The sequence below is a fragment of the Acetobacter thailandicus genome (assembly GCF_011516655.1).
Taxonomy (GTDB): domain Bacteria; phylum Pseudomonadota; class Alphaproteobacteria; order Acetobacterales; family Acetobacteraceae; genus Acetobacter; species Acetobacter thailandicus.
This window is the reverse complement of record NZ_WOSV01000001.1, coordinates 162,962-177,519: the sequence shown is the minus strand read 5'-3', so window position 1 is coordinate 177,519 and position 14,558 is coordinate 162,962. Positions and strand designations below refer to the sequence as shown.

General features: G+C 49.1%; 20 protein-coding genes. All 20 read right to left on the bottom strand.

What is annotated here, in order from left to right; all coding sequences use genetic code 11:
* Window positions 1–3 precede the first annotated feature (3 nt).
* The 20 genes from GOB58_RS00850 to GOB58_RS00760 all read right to left on the bottom strand — a co-directional run bounded on the left by GOB58_RS00850 (window position 4) and on the right by GOB58_RS00760 (window position 14,448).
* Window positions 4–708, bottom strand: coding sequence for a hypothetical protein (locus GOB58_RS00850; RefSeq protein WP_173559070.1), 705 nt, complete (start codon window positions 706–708; stop codon window positions 4–6).
* Window positions 709–804: 96 nt separating this feature from the next.
* The gene (locus tag GOB58_RS00845; RefSeq protein ID WP_173559069.1) at window positions 805–1,446 is read right to left on the bottom strand and encodes a phage fiber-tail adaptor protein; all 642 of its coding nucleotides are present in this window, start codon (window positions 1,444–1,446) and stop codon (window positions 805–807) included.
* The gene (locus GOB58_RS00840; protein ID WP_173559068.1) at window positions 1,443–2,699 is read right to left on the bottom strand and encodes a hypothetical protein; all 1,257 of its coding nucleotides are present in this window, start codon (window positions 2,697–2,699) and stop codon (window positions 1,443–1,445) included. Before GOB58_RS00840 ends, GOB58_RS00845 begins: the two co-directional genes overlap by 4 nt.
* A gap of 9 nt (window positions 2,700–2,708) precedes the next feature.
* A complete protein-coding gene (locus GOB58_RS00835; RefSeq protein ID WP_173559067.1) occupies window positions 2,709–3,281 on the bottom strand; it encodes a DUF2612 domain-containing protein in 573 nt (190 codons plus the stop codon).
* Complete coding sequence (locus tag GOB58_RS00830) at window positions 3,278–4,468, bottom strand: baseplate J/gp47 family protein (RefSeq protein WP_173559066.1); 1,191 nt, start codon at window positions 4,466–4,468, stop codon at window positions 3,278–3,280. The genes GOB58_RS00835 and GOB58_RS00830 overlap by 4 nt, the downstream gene beginning before the upstream one ends.
* Window positions 4,468–4,818, bottom strand: coding sequence for a hypothetical protein (locus GOB58_RS00825; RefSeq protein ID WP_173559065.1), 351 nt, complete (start codon window positions 4,816–4,818; stop codon window positions 4,468–4,470). Before GOB58_RS00825 ends, GOB58_RS00830 begins: the two co-directional genes overlap by 1 nt.
* A gap of 242 nt (window positions 4,819–5,060) precedes the next feature.
* Window positions 5,061–5,573 (bottom strand): hypothetical protein, encoded by a 513-nt coding sequence (locus GOB58_RS00820; RefSeq protein WP_173559064.1) that lies wholly within the window; start codon window positions 5,571–5,573, stop codon window positions 5,061–5,063.
* 306 nt (window positions 5,574–5,879) lie between these two features.
* Window positions 5,880–6,566 (bottom strand): Gp138 family membrane-puncturing spike protein, encoded by a 687-nt coding sequence (locus GOB58_RS00815; protein ID WP_173559063.1) that lies wholly within the window; start codon window positions 6,564–6,566, stop codon window positions 5,880–5,882.
* Window positions 6,563–7,432, bottom strand: coding sequence for a baseplate hub protein (locus GOB58_RS00810; protein ID WP_086636352.1), 870 nt, complete (start codon window positions 7,430–7,432; stop codon window positions 6,563–6,565). Before GOB58_RS00810 ends, GOB58_RS00815 begins: the two co-directional genes overlap by 4 nt.
* A gap of 97 nt (window positions 7,433–7,529) precedes the next feature.
* Window positions 7,530–7,850 (bottom strand): phage baseplate plug family protein, encoded by a 321-nt coding sequence (locus GOB58_RS13310; protein ID WP_407651723.1) that lies wholly within the window; start codon window positions 7,848–7,850, stop codon window positions 7,530–7,532.
* Window positions 7,847–8,488: a phage baseplate protein gene (locus tag GOB58_RS00805; protein WP_173559062.1), complete on the bottom strand. Its 642-nt coding sequence runs from the start codon at window positions 8,486–8,488 to the stop codon at window positions 7,847–7,849. Before GOB58_RS00805 ends, GOB58_RS13310 begins: the two co-directional genes overlap by 4 nt.
* Entirely contained in the window at window positions 8,489–10,291 is a 1,803-nt protein-coding gene (locus GOB58_RS00800) for a phage tail tip lysozyme (protein WP_173559061.1), read from the bottom strand.
* Window positions 10,291–10,437 (bottom strand): DUF6889 family protein, encoded by a 147-nt coding sequence (locus GOB58_RS00795; protein WP_173558960.1) that lies wholly within the window; start codon window positions 10,435–10,437, stop codon window positions 10,291–10,293. The genes GOB58_RS00800 and GOB58_RS00795 overlap by 1 nt, the downstream gene beginning before the upstream one ends.
* Before the next feature lie 38 nt (window positions 10,438–10,475).
* Window positions 10,476–10,895, bottom strand: coding sequence for a phage tail assembly chaperone (locus GOB58_RS00790; protein WP_173559060.1), 420 nt, complete (start codon window positions 10,893–10,895; stop codon window positions 10,476–10,478).
* The gene (locus GOB58_RS00785) at window positions 10,895–11,347 is read right to left on the bottom strand and encodes a phage protein (protein WP_173559059.1); all 453 of its coding nucleotides are present in this window, start codon (window positions 11,345–11,347) and stop codon (window positions 10,895–10,897) included. Before GOB58_RS00785 ends, GOB58_RS00790 begins: the two co-directional genes overlap by 1 nt.
* A complete protein-coding gene (locus tag GOB58_RS00780) occupies window positions 11,347–12,468 on the bottom strand; it encodes a DUF3383 family protein (RefSeq protein ID WP_173559058.1) in 1,122 nt (373 codons plus the stop codon). Before GOB58_RS00780 ends, GOB58_RS00785 begins: the two co-directional genes overlap by 1 nt.
* Complete coding sequence (locus GOB58_RS00775; protein WP_173559057.1) at window positions 12,465–13,049, bottom strand: phage neck terminator protein; 585 nt, start codon at window positions 13,047–13,049, stop codon at window positions 12,465–12,467. Before GOB58_RS00775 ends, GOB58_RS00780 begins: the two co-directional genes overlap by 4 nt.
* Before the next feature lie 8 nt (window positions 13,050–13,057).
* Window positions 13,058–13,429 (bottom strand): hypothetical protein, encoded by a 372-nt coding sequence (locus GOB58_RS00770; protein WP_173559056.1) that lies wholly within the window; start codon window positions 13,427–13,429, stop codon window positions 13,058–13,060.
* A complete protein-coding gene (locus GOB58_RS00765) occupies window positions 13,429–13,998 on the bottom strand; it encodes a hypothetical protein (protein WP_086636343.1) in 570 nt (189 codons plus the stop codon). Before GOB58_RS00765 ends, GOB58_RS00770 begins: the two co-directional genes overlap by 1 nt.
* 9 nt (window positions 13,999–14,007) lie before the next feature.
* Window positions 14,008–14,448 carry a DUF4054 domain-containing protein gene (locus tag GOB58_RS00760; RefSeq protein ID WP_086636342.1) on the bottom strand — a complete coding sequence of 147 codons (441 nt, stop codon included), beginning with the start codon at window positions 14,446–14,448 and terminating at the stop codon, window positions 14,008–14,010.
* Window positions 14,449–14,558: the final 110 nt, after the last annotated feature.

Sequence of the window (14,558 nt, the reverse complement as noted above, 5' to 3'; positions counted from 1 at the left end):
AAATTATGCTCCTGCGGCGCAGAGAACGCCGTTATTGTTCCAAGTGTTTGGGAAATAGACCGTGCCGTCAGTGATAATGACGTTGCCTTCTGAGGTGAGGCCTGCGGGCAGGGTGCTGCTGCCTGCGATATAAACGCCGCCGTTAACCGTCACATCATCGGGCAGTGTGCCGACAATGCGAGCTCTGCGGACAACATCGTTCTGATCAACGTAATAGGTGCCAGACGGCAGAGCATCGGCGCGGGCGATAATGTCAGCCAGTATCGTGCCGCCTGTGCCGATCTGTGTCTGGTCAGAAAGCGGGATATCAGGTGAGAGTATGGCCGGCGTTGACTGGGTTGCTGACGTGACAGTCAGAACTGAGACCAGTTTTGCACCATCACTCAGTGCCAGATGGCCTGCGCTATCAAGAGCAGCCACGCCCCCTGCAACGCCACGCATCGCCGAAACGGTAGCTGCTGCATTATTTCCGGCTGCTGTCGCTGCGTTTGCCGCAGTTTGTGCCGCGTTCTGCGCCGCTGTTACTGCGTCTGTCAGGCCTGCGCCCGATGCAATAGCACTGCTGAGAATGCCGACTGAAACCTGCTGCGCTGTTGTCACGCCGCCTGATGTAACGACACCAAGGAGTGTGTCAGTCAGTGCGACAGATGAGGCAAGTGGCAGGGATGTGACCGGCGTGCCAGACGCCGAGGTCTTACCGCACGACATTATAGAATTACGCTCATGAAAGCGTCTCCCTGTTGGGTTTTAGACATAAAAAAACCGGCACGAAGCCGGTCATTTTTTTCAAATCCAGATAGTGGATTATGCGAGAAGGAGAACGTCTGTATGTGCGTCTCTGGTCTCTGTGAGCAGTGGTCGCCCATCTGGTGAAAGGATGTAGTGTGACAGGTCAGGCGTGTAGATACGGTCTGATGAAATCAGAGTGGATACTGACGGACCCATCGTAAGGACTGCGTCACCGGGCAAAATAACCGTATTCGGTGGTATGCCGGTCCCGTCTGGCAGCGTCGGATAATCGCACAGGCAGGGCGTGCAGTTATCTGAGCCAGTGATCGCCAGTTCAACGGTTGTCGATAACGTCAGGCCATTGCGTGTTGCCGCCGTTACCGTGAGAGAGCGGATTGTATCAGTGATGCCACCACCCAGAAATACGCATGCCAGACCGTTGACGATGCTGGTCCAGAGTATTGTCAGCTCTGACGGATCGTTCGTTTTATTCGCGATACTGACAGAGCAAACCTTGCTCAGGGCGTCAGTGTTACTGTCGAACAATGCTGAGAAATCTACTGAGAAATCGAGAACATCACCGCTGTTTTTAGGAGCTAGAGACAGAGGTGTAATCTCTGCCAGCAGACCCCGCGTTCTTAAATTAACCGGTGCGACAGCCTCGATCGTGCGGGCTGATGAAGGGGACCAGCGCCCTGATGTGATGGGGTTCGTCATGCTGGGCCTGTCGCAATAAATGAGTATGAACCGTTCAGGTTGCCCGCATTCCAGAATACAAAACCTGAAGCTGACCATGCACCTGTTGCCGGATCAGAACCTGATGATGCACCGGCTATAGGAGCCACGACTATAGAGTGAGGTGTTCCTGAGAATGGCAGATCGAACTCGTATGTCGTTCCTGATTGTATGTTTTCCAACATAAAATACAGGGTTCTGATATTACCAACTGTAATATATGAACCGTGTGTAGTGGTTCCTGACGCAGGAAGTTCAGATGTTAAAGCGAATGTATTTCCACCAGTTGTGTAAAGTCTGCCGTCCGGCCTAAATTCTAACTGCTGCCAGCCTCCATCAGAATTAGTTAGCTGCAATGACAGATAGTCATATTTCCCCGTTCTCGTTCTATGAACAAAAGTAGAAAAAGCTGATGATGTCAGAGAAGGCCGTGAGGTGAAGCCGTTATACCAAACGCCATTCGCGTCACTTCCGGCCTGGTTATAATTTACATTATAACCGACAGAATTATAAAGAGCGCCAGTCATTGTATCGCCAGCGCGGTTTACTTTTGATGACTGGAGATTACTTTCAACTGTTGTGGCTCTGGTTACTTCAGCGGTCAACGCAGTTTGTAGTGCATAATCACCTGCGATCTGAGCGAATACATACTCCACAGTTCCCGAGCTGTTTGTATATGAAAGCCAGATTTCACCAGATGTTTTATTCACGCCCGCTTGTAGTGGTGAGTAATCTTGATCGCCTTCTGCTTTTCCAACGAACGTGTCATTAGCCCAGCTCTCAGTGGCGTATCCATTGAACAGGCTCTGCCAGGACGCGCCGGTAGCCCCCGGAGTAGTCAGGTTACTGTCAGCTGTGCTGACCCAGAAATTCCCTGAACTGTCCGAGACAATTGCATATTTCTTATACCCCCCTGTTGCGGTAGCAAAGGATGAGTTGAAAGGGCTAATCTGTGATAATTTTAGAATAGCATTTGCAATGCGGTCTGAAAAAGTTGCAGCTGTATCAGTATCTGTCACATCTACTGAGAGATTGTCAGTCAGAAACTGAGCAACACCTGAAGAGACTGCCGCGGACTGTTTCCAGGTTTTATTCGCCTGTGCGGAAGAAGCCTGCCCAGATTCAACACCGTTTGCGTAAGTTCCTCCTGCCGCGAGTGCTGCGGCGTAGTCTGTATCAGACATGACATTAGGATCAGACCCTGCGGCCCATGGAAGGATTTTATTATCTGCCATTTATTGATCTCATTGAGAAAATTTGTAGGTCACAGAGACGCCGGCAGGTTTGAGGGGAAGATAGCCTCCCTCTATGACTGCTTTCATTACGGTAGAAATGTTGCCGGTTATAGTGAACGTAACTGCCATAGAGGTTTCGGAGGCGGATACAGTGCAGCCATCTGCCGATACAGCGTCGCTAAGAATTTTTAAGGCTTCAGGGAGGGTGCCATTAAACTTATTGCAGGCGATTTTAAGTTTGAGCAAAGTGCGGTACCGGTCATCAGAGAGAGTTGTGACCATATCTTCGGCATCACCTACCGCCCACCAGACACCCTGATCCCATCCAACGCCGGATACATCCCAGGAAAAGTAAACGTCGATTGCCAGTGCAACGTATCGTGACAGGCCTACCCACAACCCTACCACGTCGAGTTGTGCTCCTTCTGCGTTATCAAGATCGTAAAGTTCCCAGGTCTGATTGCAGAGAGCTATCTGATCGGCATACCCCTGACAGGATAAGGAAACAGTCTGGACGAACTTTGATTTGTCCTGATGTTCAGTGGTTATCAGGCCGGTAAAGCTGTCAGTTGATACGCTCATGAGGCGTTAACCGTTACATTCGCTGCAGTGCAGTTTGGACGCTCATTGAAGGATAATGCCAGATTGTCTGCGGAGGCCGTGCTGGCAGAGGTGCCAATTTCAATACTCACGATATCGTAGGTCAGACCACCAGCTGCATCATCAAGTGTTGCCGGTTTATAGAGGCGAGTTGTGTGTATTGTGCTGCCAATATTCTGAGCGGCAATATAGTCAGCAACAGCCTGAGCTGCAGAAGAACCTATGGATGTTGTATAGTTTGTGAGTGCTTTAAGGGTAATTGTGACATAGATCTGCGTTTCTGCCGGACGAAAAAAGCTGATGCTTCTTTGTGCACCTGAGCTGTCAGTGATTGTTTCTGTTGTGGTGCCATAGGTTGGTGTTCCCATAGTTTTTTTGTTGGCAATCACAGTCGCAATTTCTGAGGCATCGCCTCCTTTCACGACCAGCGCTATGCTGTTGGCCGGCAGTCCGTTGCTATCTGTAGTATCAGTGTCGTTTTCATAACCCTGAACATTTGTTACTCCGGACAGGCTAAGAATCCCCCCGGTAATTCCGTCCATAATCACAACGCTGGAGAGCATAGTGCTGGCCGCCTGTTGTAGCCGGAGAGAGGCGTCACTCTGAGCATCAGACCCTGTGGCGGCAGCGGTTTTGTTCGTAACAGAAGTCCATCCACTGGTTGGAGTTGCGATAATCGTCAGCGTGCCGGCCGCGGCTGAAACTGAACCAGATGTTTCACAGGTTGCGGTGACAGTAATTGATCCGGCAGATGGGATCGTAATGCCGGAAGGTAAAGACCAGGTGTAACGATTAACCGTATCCTGAATAGTACCGTTTGAGATGATTGTTCCTACATCCCCGGTGATTACAACGTCACAGGTGGAGTTTGTCGAAGCCGAGCGCGTAATACCATTAATTTTAACATTGCCTGACAGCGCCGTGCCCTGAGCTTTCGCCGGAGAAAAGGAGTTAAAAACGGTGATCATCGCCTGATTACAGGCGTTCATTGCCTGTGCCTGAATAGCGATCCACTGGCCGTCTTGTGTAGAGTTATCAAGTACGACATCAGATCCGTAAATTGAACGATATTGCGTCTGATACCAGTCAAGAATCGCATCATAAGTCGGAGCTGTAATGCCGGTTGTGCTAACTGTGCAGGCAATATCAGAGACAGACGAAACAGCCATCAGGACTCTCCGAATATAATTGTTGTAATGCCATAGTTCGTTTGAACCTCAGCACTAACGGTAAGTTTTCTGTTGTTGAGCGTGCTGGAGTAACTGGTGATAGATGAAACACCCTCTGTATTTGCAATTCGTGCCTGTATTGCTGCGTTGTAAACAGAGGTTGTGCGGTTTCCGAGCACATCACTGGCCCAGGGCATGCCATCCGAAGTGTCGGCAAAAAACTCTCCTGACCACAGTCTCAGGCGTGTTCCGATCAGCTGCGCAACCCCGGCAGGCGTATCTGTCGTAAAATTAGCAAGGGATTGCCCGAAGGTCATATCCCCATCATTATCCATAAGTCTGATGCGCATATCTGGCCTCTGGTCATAAAAAAAGCGACCCGAAGGCCGCTTTCCTGTTTTTAATTTTATGATGTAAAATAAAAAATTATTAGATTATTAAAGAATTTTTATGATGATTAAGTTTTGTATTTTACGAGGATTCAGGAATTTTCTCGCAGGTAGTAAAAAATGCAATGCACAGGGTTATCGTCACTCGACACCCTGTGAATCACAATGCAATATTTAGTTCAAAATCTCAGTAGGCACCGTGTTCAGGAGCAAGCTCCCGTCCAGGAGCAGATATACCCGGACACTGTACTGACGCCTCCACTAATAACCGAAGCAAGACCAGCAATGAACGCCAGAGCGCTTGTAGCGGATACTCCTGCAAAAGCTGCTAAAGCTATTACTATGCCTGAACTTACTGAAAGAGTCGTGAGGCCAGCAGCTCCGAGGGCAACCAGAGCAGCTGCGATGCCGTATGCTGCGACCTTGCAGATTGTGCAACGAATGCCTTCCAGGTTGGTAAGACCTTCTCCGCTCTGAAGTTGACCTAATATTGCAGGAATACTGGTGTCATTATGGATAAAACGGTTAAAATCAGGGATCATATCCGGGCTGAGCGGATAACCCGCGGAGGCGAGATAGGCTCCGGGATTTTCAAGCAGTTTCTCGCGTACGGTATTATCGTGCTGTGCTGCTTCCAGGCTCAGGCGAACAGTGAGCATTTGCTGATTGACCAGCCCGGACTGGGGGTGGGCAGAGAGCTTTGCCATTATATCCATGAGTTGAGTTTCCAGTTAAATATTAGTTGATAGCTAGCAAAAACAAAAATGACCGAACAATATTTCCATCAATTAAGTATCGCACGCTAAAAATCCGTATATCACTCAAGTTTTTGTTTTTAGTGTTAAAATAGAGTTAGTATTTGTTGAAAATTTGGGTATATTTTTTTCATATGAATTAGATTGTATTTATTTAAATATTATTTATTCTTATTATTAACCTTACAAAAATGTGTTCTTCTTGGGCTGTTTCGGTAGTTGAATTTTTATAAATAAGAATTTACTGCCGACCGGATATTTTTTCAGTTACTGAGGCGTCCCCGTTGTACCCGGAGCCTCTGTGACCGGGTGTTCGTGGCTTGTGAGACTGATACTTCCAGCTTTTACATCGCCCTGTGCCGTTATGGTGCTTTCGGTGGTAACTGCACCGGTTATGTTAACCGGTCCATCCAGCGTAATTCCTCCTGTTGCAACAATGCGTACCTCTTTTGAACTGGCATTTAACTCGATCAGTGTAGTTCCGTCGTCAGAACGGAGCTGAGCAGCTGCTGTGCTGATATTTGCCAGAGGGCGCGCTTTACTGGTCAGCCCGACAAAGCAAAGTCCGTCAGACAGATCATGCTGGCGGTAATCGAAAGGAGGTTGCCCTATGCCTGACTGCCACCATTCATCTATGGAGCGGCTGGAAAATAGTACCATGCATTCATCACCAGCATTAACCGGGAATGTGAGGGAGCAGCCACCACCGCGTGGGAACACAACCGGACAATGAGGCAAGGTTGGCAGGTCATGAAACGAGCGTGACCCGTCATTTGCGCTGTCATAGCCTTTAACTGCCAGTTTAACAGATGCAATCGGCGCACCATCAGCAGCAGTAAATGACACAATCACTCCTGGCAGCATCGTCCAGATGCGTGATTGCAGAGCATCTTCTGCTACTCGTGTATTTTCCTGGTGGTCATTGTAGCGTTCACGAATATCAATCGTGCTCATTCTGGTGTTACCTCCAGCGCAGAGCGTGACTGCACAGTGTCTGAGGGGTCAATTGAGATACATTTCAGGGATGAAAACCAGTCATTGCCGTAGGTATCTCCATAGTGATCTGCCCATACCACACGATAATCGCCGGTTGCATTGACACCTGATATATGGGCCCTGCTGCCATCCGAGCTGTATTGTGCATTCGCAACATCAGACGGCGAATAAGACAGATCAGCGATCTGATCCAGAACCGCGGCATTTATCAGACGGATGCGTGAATTCACTTTAATGGCAGGATCAAGCAGGCAGGTAACATCAATTCCATCAGGGGTCTGAACCGGGATGCCAATAAGGCCGGTCTCAGGGCTTAGCTCGATGACAGTTTGCGTTGTCCTGACGCGGGATGTATCTGCAATCGCGACATAGTTCAGGCTATCCTCATCCATGAAGTACATACTTGCAGTACTGTGCGCGAGGGTCCGGCAATGATCCCGGGTCATGCCATACATTACTTTAGGTCGAGCTGCAGATCCGGGGATATCAGGAAATGCGCCAGCAGCAATATTGTCAGAAGCCATGTTCTGAGCGACTACATTCTGAACGTGACTGTATTTATAACCAGCAGCAAGAACAGTTGAGATTGTGCCTGTGGTGAAAGCAGTGTCTCGCGTGGCAGCAATGATATCAATGAAAGTATCAGTCGGATTTTCCCGACCGTCCCGGGTTTGCCAGATCATACCCTGAAACAGAAGACTGGCATCGTCATCAGAGCCATACCCCACAGATAATTCAACGACAGAGTATTTTGATTTAATACGGTTTATTGTGGCCGCATTCGGGTTATAAATTCTGGCTTCTAAGTGCCGTGGTGTCTGCATGATCCCGTGTGTTACACGAAATACTATTCGAAAGTCTGATAATGTGAGTTTGTTACCTGAATTATCAGAAAGAACCATTGTGCAGACACGCAGGAATTTACTGGTCATTTGTTACCACGTATAGACGACCATTAATGCCGAGGTTTTCAAAGGTCGGAACGGCGGCCGGAGCACTGTCAGTTGTAACCATCAGGGAAAAACCAAGGTTCAGATATGCGAATTGTCCTAAAAGATCGGCTCCTGTTACCAGTGGGATTCCCTGTATAATAGGATTTCCGCTGTTATCTGAAATATCCAGAACCCACCCACTGTTTTCCTCGTTACAATAATATGTTCGGAAACTGTATGAGCTGCCTGATATTGAGACACTCACAGTCTGATTGGTTGGCTGTAGCGGCACTTCATAGAAAACTGTCATGAAAATGCACTCGAAAAAGCTGACTTAACGCCGCTCCACATACTGGCCAGCCCGGAGCTGTTGCTGGCAGGCTGCAACTGTTTTGTGCCATTACTTGCTTCAGGGGATGTGCTTGCGGGTATTTTTTGGTTTATTGCTGTTATCCCTGATTGAGTGACAGCACTATGAGCAAGGTTTAGTGACCTGCAATTCATCACTGCAAACATTGAATAAGCTGTTTCTGAACTGCTGTTTGTCTCGACGCTTTCTATCAGAACATTTTTGTATGTTCGTTTTCCTGTTACTACAGTGCAGAGCTGCCGGGATTTTTGTAGTTTCAGGATTTTTGCATATACGGTCCTGATATACTGCTCACCGAAGTCGCCGCTGACCAGGCCAGAAAGAGTAGTGCCTGAAAAGTTTGATAATGTGGCGGCAAGAGTGGCATTTGACCAGCCAAACTCGAGTGTAAACTCGGGCTGCATATAGAAAGCATGGTCTGTTATTGCTGCTCCGGTCTGTACTGGCATTGAGGTGATGCCAAGTCTGTCGATGTGACGCTCCCGGATAGCAAGGTCAGGAATGACGGTGGTGCCATCCTGGCCGGTTATCTTCCGGTTACTGTCGAACAGCAGAGATGCAATATCAGATACGACCATTTATTGCCTTCTGGCTTTCATATTCCGAACTGCTGTGTTTAACGCATGTGTGGTCGCGCCATGCACAGCGCTGGCTATAGCAGCGGGATTACCATTACTGGTGATGTTAACCGTTTGGTTAATTGTTGGAGCGTGAGAGCCGGCCAGAGTATTAAAGTTGCTGATTGAGGCAGCTTTTGCCGCATATGCAATTCTGGAATCAAATCCTGGGTCTCCCGGTTTTTCTCCAGAACGTTCTATGTTTTTAGCAAAAAAAGCTGCCGCATCAGACATTCCTGATGTTTTAAGGAAACCATCCCAGTTTTTGGACTCTGGTCCATTACGTAATTCCCATACTGCGGCCCTCATCTGGTCTAAAAAACCCGCTTTCTTTACATCAATACCAAGGTTTTTCAGGATAGTATCCCGCCTGTAGGGTTCCCATTGTTCCAGACCAAAATGACCTTTATCAGTCCGTTCTGGATTTAACAGTCCGCTTTCCTGCTGCCAGTTTCCGATCATTGCCAAAGCATGCTCCCTGTCTATGCCCTGGTCAGTCAGATATTGCATGGCGGTATTGACTTTCCCGGCATCCATTCCGGAAAGAGCACCTATTCCAGAAGATAAGAGACCTGCTCCGGATTGGCCAATATTTTTCAGGTTGCCCACACCTTCCTGTGTCATATCCATAATATTTCCCCAGGCCGCTCTGAACCGTCCATGAGCAATATTATCAAGTGCTTTTGCAATTCCTGAAATGGCATGTCCTGTAGCTTTAAGGCTATCAACAAGAATATTCCTGAAGAAGTTGCCCATAGGGGCAAGTGCAGGCTCAACATCAGGCCATAACTCTTTGAGAAGTATGCCTACCTGCTTTACCCCGTCCTGCAGGGCATCAATACCAGGTTGCCACTCTTTCCAGTTGATCAGAGATTTCGCACCCGACTGCCAGCTCTTATAGTCGTCGTAAAGAGCAAGAAGCGCAGCTCCGAGCGCGAGAACCCGGCCAACAGGAGACTGCATAAATGCGGTATTAAGCAAGCGCCAGGCAACAACAGCGCTCCCTATCGCGAAGACCCATATTTTTGTTGCCGTGCTTAGATGAGTGAAGCTGTCATACATATGAAAGCAGAAGTCACGAAATCGCTCCAGCACGGGCATCAGAGTGATAGCGACTTTATCTCTGACAGCCTGGAATACGACACCGAGATCACGCAGTTCCTGCATAAAATGGTGTGAGGCTTTTGCTGCTTTATTCTGGTCAACGCCAAGGCGACGATAAATCTCAGCGTATCTGTTCTGCCAATGACCCTGACCACCTCTCATCATGGCCTGAAGAGTGTTTTCGTCTATACCCAGAACCCCGGCAGACGCCCGGGCGCGCCAGTATGGCATCGTCCTGAAGTGTGATCCCATATCCGACATGATCGCAGCTGTATCACGCAGATGACCGTGCGCATCTCGTGTCTGCACACCAAGCCGCTGAATAAAGCCTTCTCCGCCCGGAGTAGAGCGCAGAAAGTTACCAATCGACTGCAGGCTGGCTCGTGCGGAATCAGCATTACCTCCAACCTGTGAAATGGCGAAGGCAAACCTTTGCATACCAGAGACTGAAGACTGAGCGCGCTCTGAGGCATACCCCAGTTGTTCATATGACTGGGCTACCTTGCCAACGGCTGCGACAACAGCGCTCAACCCAGCGATCAGGCCAAGGGCAGCTTTTTGAGCGCCATCAAGGGCCTCTTTAAAGTCGCGCTGGCCTTTCTGGTTAATCTTAAAACCAAGGCCAACCAGAAACTCTTTAATAACGCCTGCGTCTGCCATTATTCTTTCCTGGCCGCGTTCGACCTTATTTCATTTTCTGTTTTTGCATCGAGTGCGTCATTCATTAACGCGACGTCTTCCAGATCAAGAGCGCCATCTTTGAGGCTTTCCATTTTGCACATTCCGGCAATAACGGGTCGCATCATATAATCGAGGTCATCAGGTAGAAGAATAACTTCAAAGGTTACGCCGGGGCCTTGTCTTTCGAATCTGAGGCCGCGGCGGGAATAAAACCCGTAAGATTATGCTGAATCACAGAGACCGTCAGGCGGAGCATTTCGGGAAGCTCAATCCAGTTGTAGCGCATCACACCAGGGCGAACCTGAATGGAGTAATCTCGCTGTGCTTCTTCATCGCGATAGGTTACTGCGCTTAGTGCTGTATTAAGGATGTATTCCGCGTCTTTATCAGGCAAAGCTGCAATTTCTTCACCGATTTTTGCCAGATCAAACCCGGCGAGTGAGTCTGTTATCTCACCACCTGATGGGATACCTGCTACAAAAGCTGCCAGAATGGGCGCAAGGCGTCGAGCGACATGAAACTGCTGCATAGCGGGAAGTTTTTTGACGGTGTATTTACGGCCGTTAATTTCGACTTCTTCCATTAGCTGTATGCTCCAAGCAATCCGGTAATTTTCCCGGAGTGGAATGTCCAGGTGTTAGTGCCGCCGTCAGTCGCATATTCCAGGTTGGGCTGACGCACAAAAGCACACCCGGTGCAGACAATCGCATCATCGGCGTTGGACTGGATAAGCGTGATGACATTTTTCCCCCAGAGGCTCGAACTAATTCTCTGAGCGTTATAGGCGGCCATCAGAATTTGGTTCTGAGGTGATGTTTTTAGTAAACGAACAGTAACCGTGCCTGCATTAGCAGCATGAAGGGAGTGCATATAGCCTCCGTCAGCGCCCGTGGTCATTGTATTTTTATCGGCCTGAAGCTCGATAGAAATACCTTCTTCTGCGGATCCTGCTTCATTGCCGAGTGTTGTTGCGATGCCCGGCCCTACAAGAGAGCAGGAAACATCAAGAAAGCTGTATGTCGCGCCTGTTGTCATTACTGCACCACGTTTACCAGGACGTTAGAGGAATGGACAGCTCCAGCCAGTTTGCAGGCAATCTGCATGGTTACGGCCTTTCGGGCTGATCTGTCAGCAGCAGACTGAGAAGCAACAGAAGGGCAGTAAATATAATAGCCGTCGTTGAGAGTATCGCCGTTTTTCAGAGCGCCAATAGTGGGACCTGTCCACACACCAGGAGCAAACAGACCATTAGTGACGTAGGTCTGACATACGGTGTCGTATGTTCCTTTGAGGATCACCATGCCTGCATCAGTCTGAGGAATTTTCAGATTTGAATACAGAAGATTAAACCCAGCAACCTGAAGGCCATTCTGGAAAGCATCACAGCCGATACGCGTATCAGCCCATGTTCCGTCGGCCATATAGCCTTCATGGATAATACTCTCCCCATTCTGGAGCAGGGCAAACACATTGCAGTATTTTGCTTTGAGCGCAGAATACTCAGTAGTGGTCAGAGTTTCGCTTGTGACGTCAGGTTCGTTTTTAAATTTCAGCGTGAGAGTTGTGTTCTGACCGCTGTAATTGACAGTGGCAATGCGCGCAAAAGCAGAGATTGATGCATATGGATTTGATGTCGAATACTGACACCAGGTTCTGCTGACATTTGCCTGACAAAGAAGGTAAGCCAGATCAGTTGTGCCGGATGATACGATGGCATTGGCATCCTGTGTCGTAGCCCAGAATGTGCGAACCGGTGTCAGTGCTTCAATCTGCTGAGCAACCTGAACAATAACTGTATCTGTCGGCATCGTTGCCATAGCAAAAGCCAGACCGTACCAGTCTCCGGATGCTGCGGCCAGACGTTGTACCGTTGTCGTCAGATTAGTCTCTGACGTTCTTTGCTCACCGACATAGAGTGTCGAAGGTTGCGGTGACTGTGCATAAAACAGTGTGGCGGCAAGGTAGACTGGCGATGTGACTGCGTAATCATCGCCAACACTATCAAGCGAGGAATATGAACGCAGATCTTCAGTGTCAGATAAAACACTCTCGGAGCCAACGATCAGCAGAGTTCCAAAATTTCGTGTTGCAGACGCCTGTGGGTCAAGCGTGACCTGAGCATTCACAATATCAGATAAGGGCAGGCCAGCCGTCATTCGGCATACTCCGTTGAAAATTTACAGTTAAAACCATCAGTTGTGGTGATGTATCCGTCTGAAACCAGAACGGATTGAATAGGGTAAGTGCGCTGTTCCTGCCGTCGAAACTGCATGGAAATATCAGAGCGCATCAGGGTGAGCTGATTGATAATTGCTGGCACGCGACGAACGTCTGATGACCGAAGAAAAGTCATGCCGTTATTTGTGAGAAATGTACGATTGACGCTGACATTCAGACCAACACGTAAAGACATGGCATTTTGTGAAGCGTTGATCCCATAAAATGAAAATAATGCTTCAATGGTTTCGTGCAGGTGCAGAGTATAAACATTATCTTTAAAAGTTGCCGCAATGTTCTGATCTGGCATAACGGTAGTTACACCAAGTGCACACCAGTCTGTGTCTCTGGCAGGTTGTACCGGCGGACTTTCCTGCCAGCGTCGCCGGCATAAGTTGCGGGGTAAACCGGTCAGCTGAGAAATCCAGTCTCCGAGCAACAGGTCGAGATTTACATCTTCAGCTGCGTTCAGGGTTGCTGTCTGTAGCATACCCCCACTGGCCGGAGAGTTCTCTGTCATGATGCTGTTCAATTATCGCGCATGTCGAGTAAGGCGCATTTTGCTGCAACAAAGCCCTGGCCAAATGATTCCCAGTCATCAACGGAAATCACCACATACTGCGACCCGTTTGCTGTAATACGGTCAGCTGTGTAGTTGTTTTGTCCTGTGAACAGAGGGAAGCGGCAATAGACTGTGCAGCCACCTGACAGACGTTCTGCATCTGGCAGACGATATAATTCGTTTGCTGTGATAGGGGCGACGACACCATAGGTCAGCATTTCTGTCTGTTTGATGGTTGTCTCGCCACGCTCATCAACATCTTTTACTGAGCGCGTTACGGTGATGGCCTGATTGAAGTCAGGGTCATCCAGTATGTCTGATACGTCCAGTAATGGCATCAGATGCGGTTCCTTGCATCGCGGATAACGTAGGTCACTGAGTTCTGAAGGTTGCCTGTGTCAATCAGAGGCTGGGCGAGGTCAGTCCCTGGAGGGTTCCCTGCTTCGCGGTTAGCCAGCTCCTCCCGCGCCCCGGCCTGCGCGCCACCACCGCGGCTGATGCGGTTACGTAAGGTTGCGTCGGCAAGGGGCTCAAAGGGGCCTGTGTCCATTTTGTCTTTAACAGAAGCTGAGGCTTCCAGACCTATGGCATTGAGCTGGATATTAACTGCTCCGGCAACGCCTTCCATAGCCTGCTTGCCAGCCGTGCGCAGGCGTTCGAGTGATTTATCGACAACTTTCTCAACGCCCGGCACAAGGAATGGTCGTGGCGGAAGGTTCCGTTCGGGTGCCCCGGTTTCAAGAACATATCCGATCAGAGCATTCCCTGCGTCACCTTCTGGTCGTTCATTCTCGTCTTCAGGTATGCCGACCAGAACGCGCTGGTTTGTCAGGTCCCGAATGGTTTTCAGGACGGCGCGGGCCTTGTCACGAGTAACCGTAACGTCTGCTTTGCCCCCTGTAGTCACTGTGTAACCTTACAACTGCACGCCGCCTGTTCCGAACAGACGCATGAAATACCAGTATCTCTGGCCATAAGTGGTCAGATTGAAATAGCCGGCGTCACTGAACATCGCGGACGATGTATCGTATGATTTACTGACTGGCCCGACTGATTTTGCTGAAACAATCCCTGTGGCCTGCCCGGGTACTCCTGTGGCAGCTGCCTTTGTTGCGATTGTTCCCATTGTGAGTTCATGGGCAGCAAAAAGGCATGCGCCGAGCTTCCAGCTTTGTTGCCATCTTGAAATGCTCACAAACTGAACGCCAATTTGCAGATAAGTGACGATCAGGTTGCCCGGGTATTTGGTCGCATCACAAAACTCAGGGAAAAACGTTCTGAAGTCATCAGTTGTCACTACGTGGTCTGCGTCCACGGCGACCTGATCGGGATTGCACATCATTGTCTGAGGTCTCATCTGTGCTAACTTCAGTATTGTCAGCAGTTTTTGCTTCAGGAGTAGTTTTTAAACCACCCCCGAAAACAACAGTGCGGGACTGGACCAGGTAATTCCCCAGGTCTGCCTCG

Excerpts from the sequence above, each read along its gene's own strand:
- GOB58_RS00850 (WP_173559070.1), bottom strand. The coding sequence starts at position 708 with ATGTCGTGCGGTAAGACCTCGGCGTCTGGCACGCCGGTCACATCCCTG.
- GOB58_RS00845 (WP_173559069.1), bottom strand. The coding sequence starts at position 1,446 with ATGACGAACCCCATCACATCAGGGCGCTGGTCCCCTTCATCAGCCCGC.
- GOB58_RS00840 (WP_173559068.1), bottom strand. The coding sequence starts at position 2,699 with ATGGCAGATAATAAAATCCTTCCATGGGCCGCAGGGTCTGATCCTAAT.
- GOB58_RS00835 (WP_173559067.1), bottom strand. The coding sequence starts at position 3,281 with ATGAGCGTATCAACTGACAGCTTTACCGGCCTGATAACCACTGAACAT.
- GOB58_RS00830 (WP_173559066.1), bottom strand. The coding sequence starts at position 4,468 with ATGGCTGTTTCGTCTGTCTCTGATATTGCCTGCACAGTTAGCACAACC.
- GOB58_RS00825 (WP_173559065.1), bottom strand. The coding sequence starts at position 4,818 with ATGCGCATCAGACTTATGGATAATGATGGGGATATGACCTTCGGGCAA.
- GOB58_RS00820 (WP_173559064.1), bottom strand. The coding sequence starts at position 5,573 with ATGGATATAATGGCAAAGCTCTCTGCCCACCCCCAGTCCGGGCTGGTC.
- GOB58_RS00815 (WP_173559063.1), bottom strand. The coding sequence starts at position 6,566 with ATGAGCACGATTGATATTCGTGAACGCTACAATGACCACCAGGAAAAT.
- GOB58_RS00810 (WP_086636352.1), bottom strand. The coding sequence starts at position 7,432 with ATGCAGACACCACGGCACTTAGAAGCCAGAATTTATAACCCGAATGCG.
- GOB58_RS13310 (WP_407651723.1), bottom strand. The coding sequence starts at position 7,850 with ATGACAGTTTTCTATGAAGTGCCGCTACAGCCAACCAATCAGACTGTG.
- GOB58_RS00805 (WP_173559062.1), bottom strand. The coding sequence starts at position 8,488 with ATGGTCGTATCTGATATTGCATCTCTGCTGTTCGACAGTAACCGGAAG.
- GOB58_RS00800 (WP_173559061.1), bottom strand. The coding sequence starts at position 10,291 with ATGGCAGACGCAGGCGTTATTAAAGAGTTTCTGGTTGGCCTTGGTTTT.
- GOB58_RS00795 (WP_173558960.1), bottom strand. The coding sequence starts at position 10,437 with ATGATGCGACCCGTTATTGCCGGAATGTGCAAAATGGAAAGCCTCAAA.
- GOB58_RS00790 (WP_173559060.1), bottom strand. The coding sequence starts at position 10,895 with ATGGAAGAAGTCGAAATTAACGGCCGTAAATACACCGTCAAAAAACTT.
- GOB58_RS00785 (WP_173559059.1), bottom strand. The coding sequence starts at position 11,347 with ATGACAACAGGCGCGACATACAGCTTTCTTGATGTTTCCTGCTCTCTT.
- GOB58_RS00780 (WP_173559058.1), bottom strand. The coding sequence starts at position 12,468 with ATGACGGCTGGCCTGCCCTTATCTGATATTGTGAATGCTCAGGTCACG.
- GOB58_RS00775 (WP_173559057.1), bottom strand. The coding sequence starts at position 13,049 with ATGACAGAGAACTCTCCGGCCAGTGGGGGTATGCTACAGACAGCAACC.
- GOB58_RS00770 (WP_173559056.1), bottom strand. The coding sequence starts at position 13,429 with ATGCCATTACTGGACGTATCAGACATACTGGATGACCCTGACTTCAAT.
- GOB58_RS00760 (WP_086636342.1), bottom strand. The coding sequence starts at position 14,448 with ATGAGACCTCAGACAATGATGTGCAATCCCGATCAGGTCGCCGTGGAC.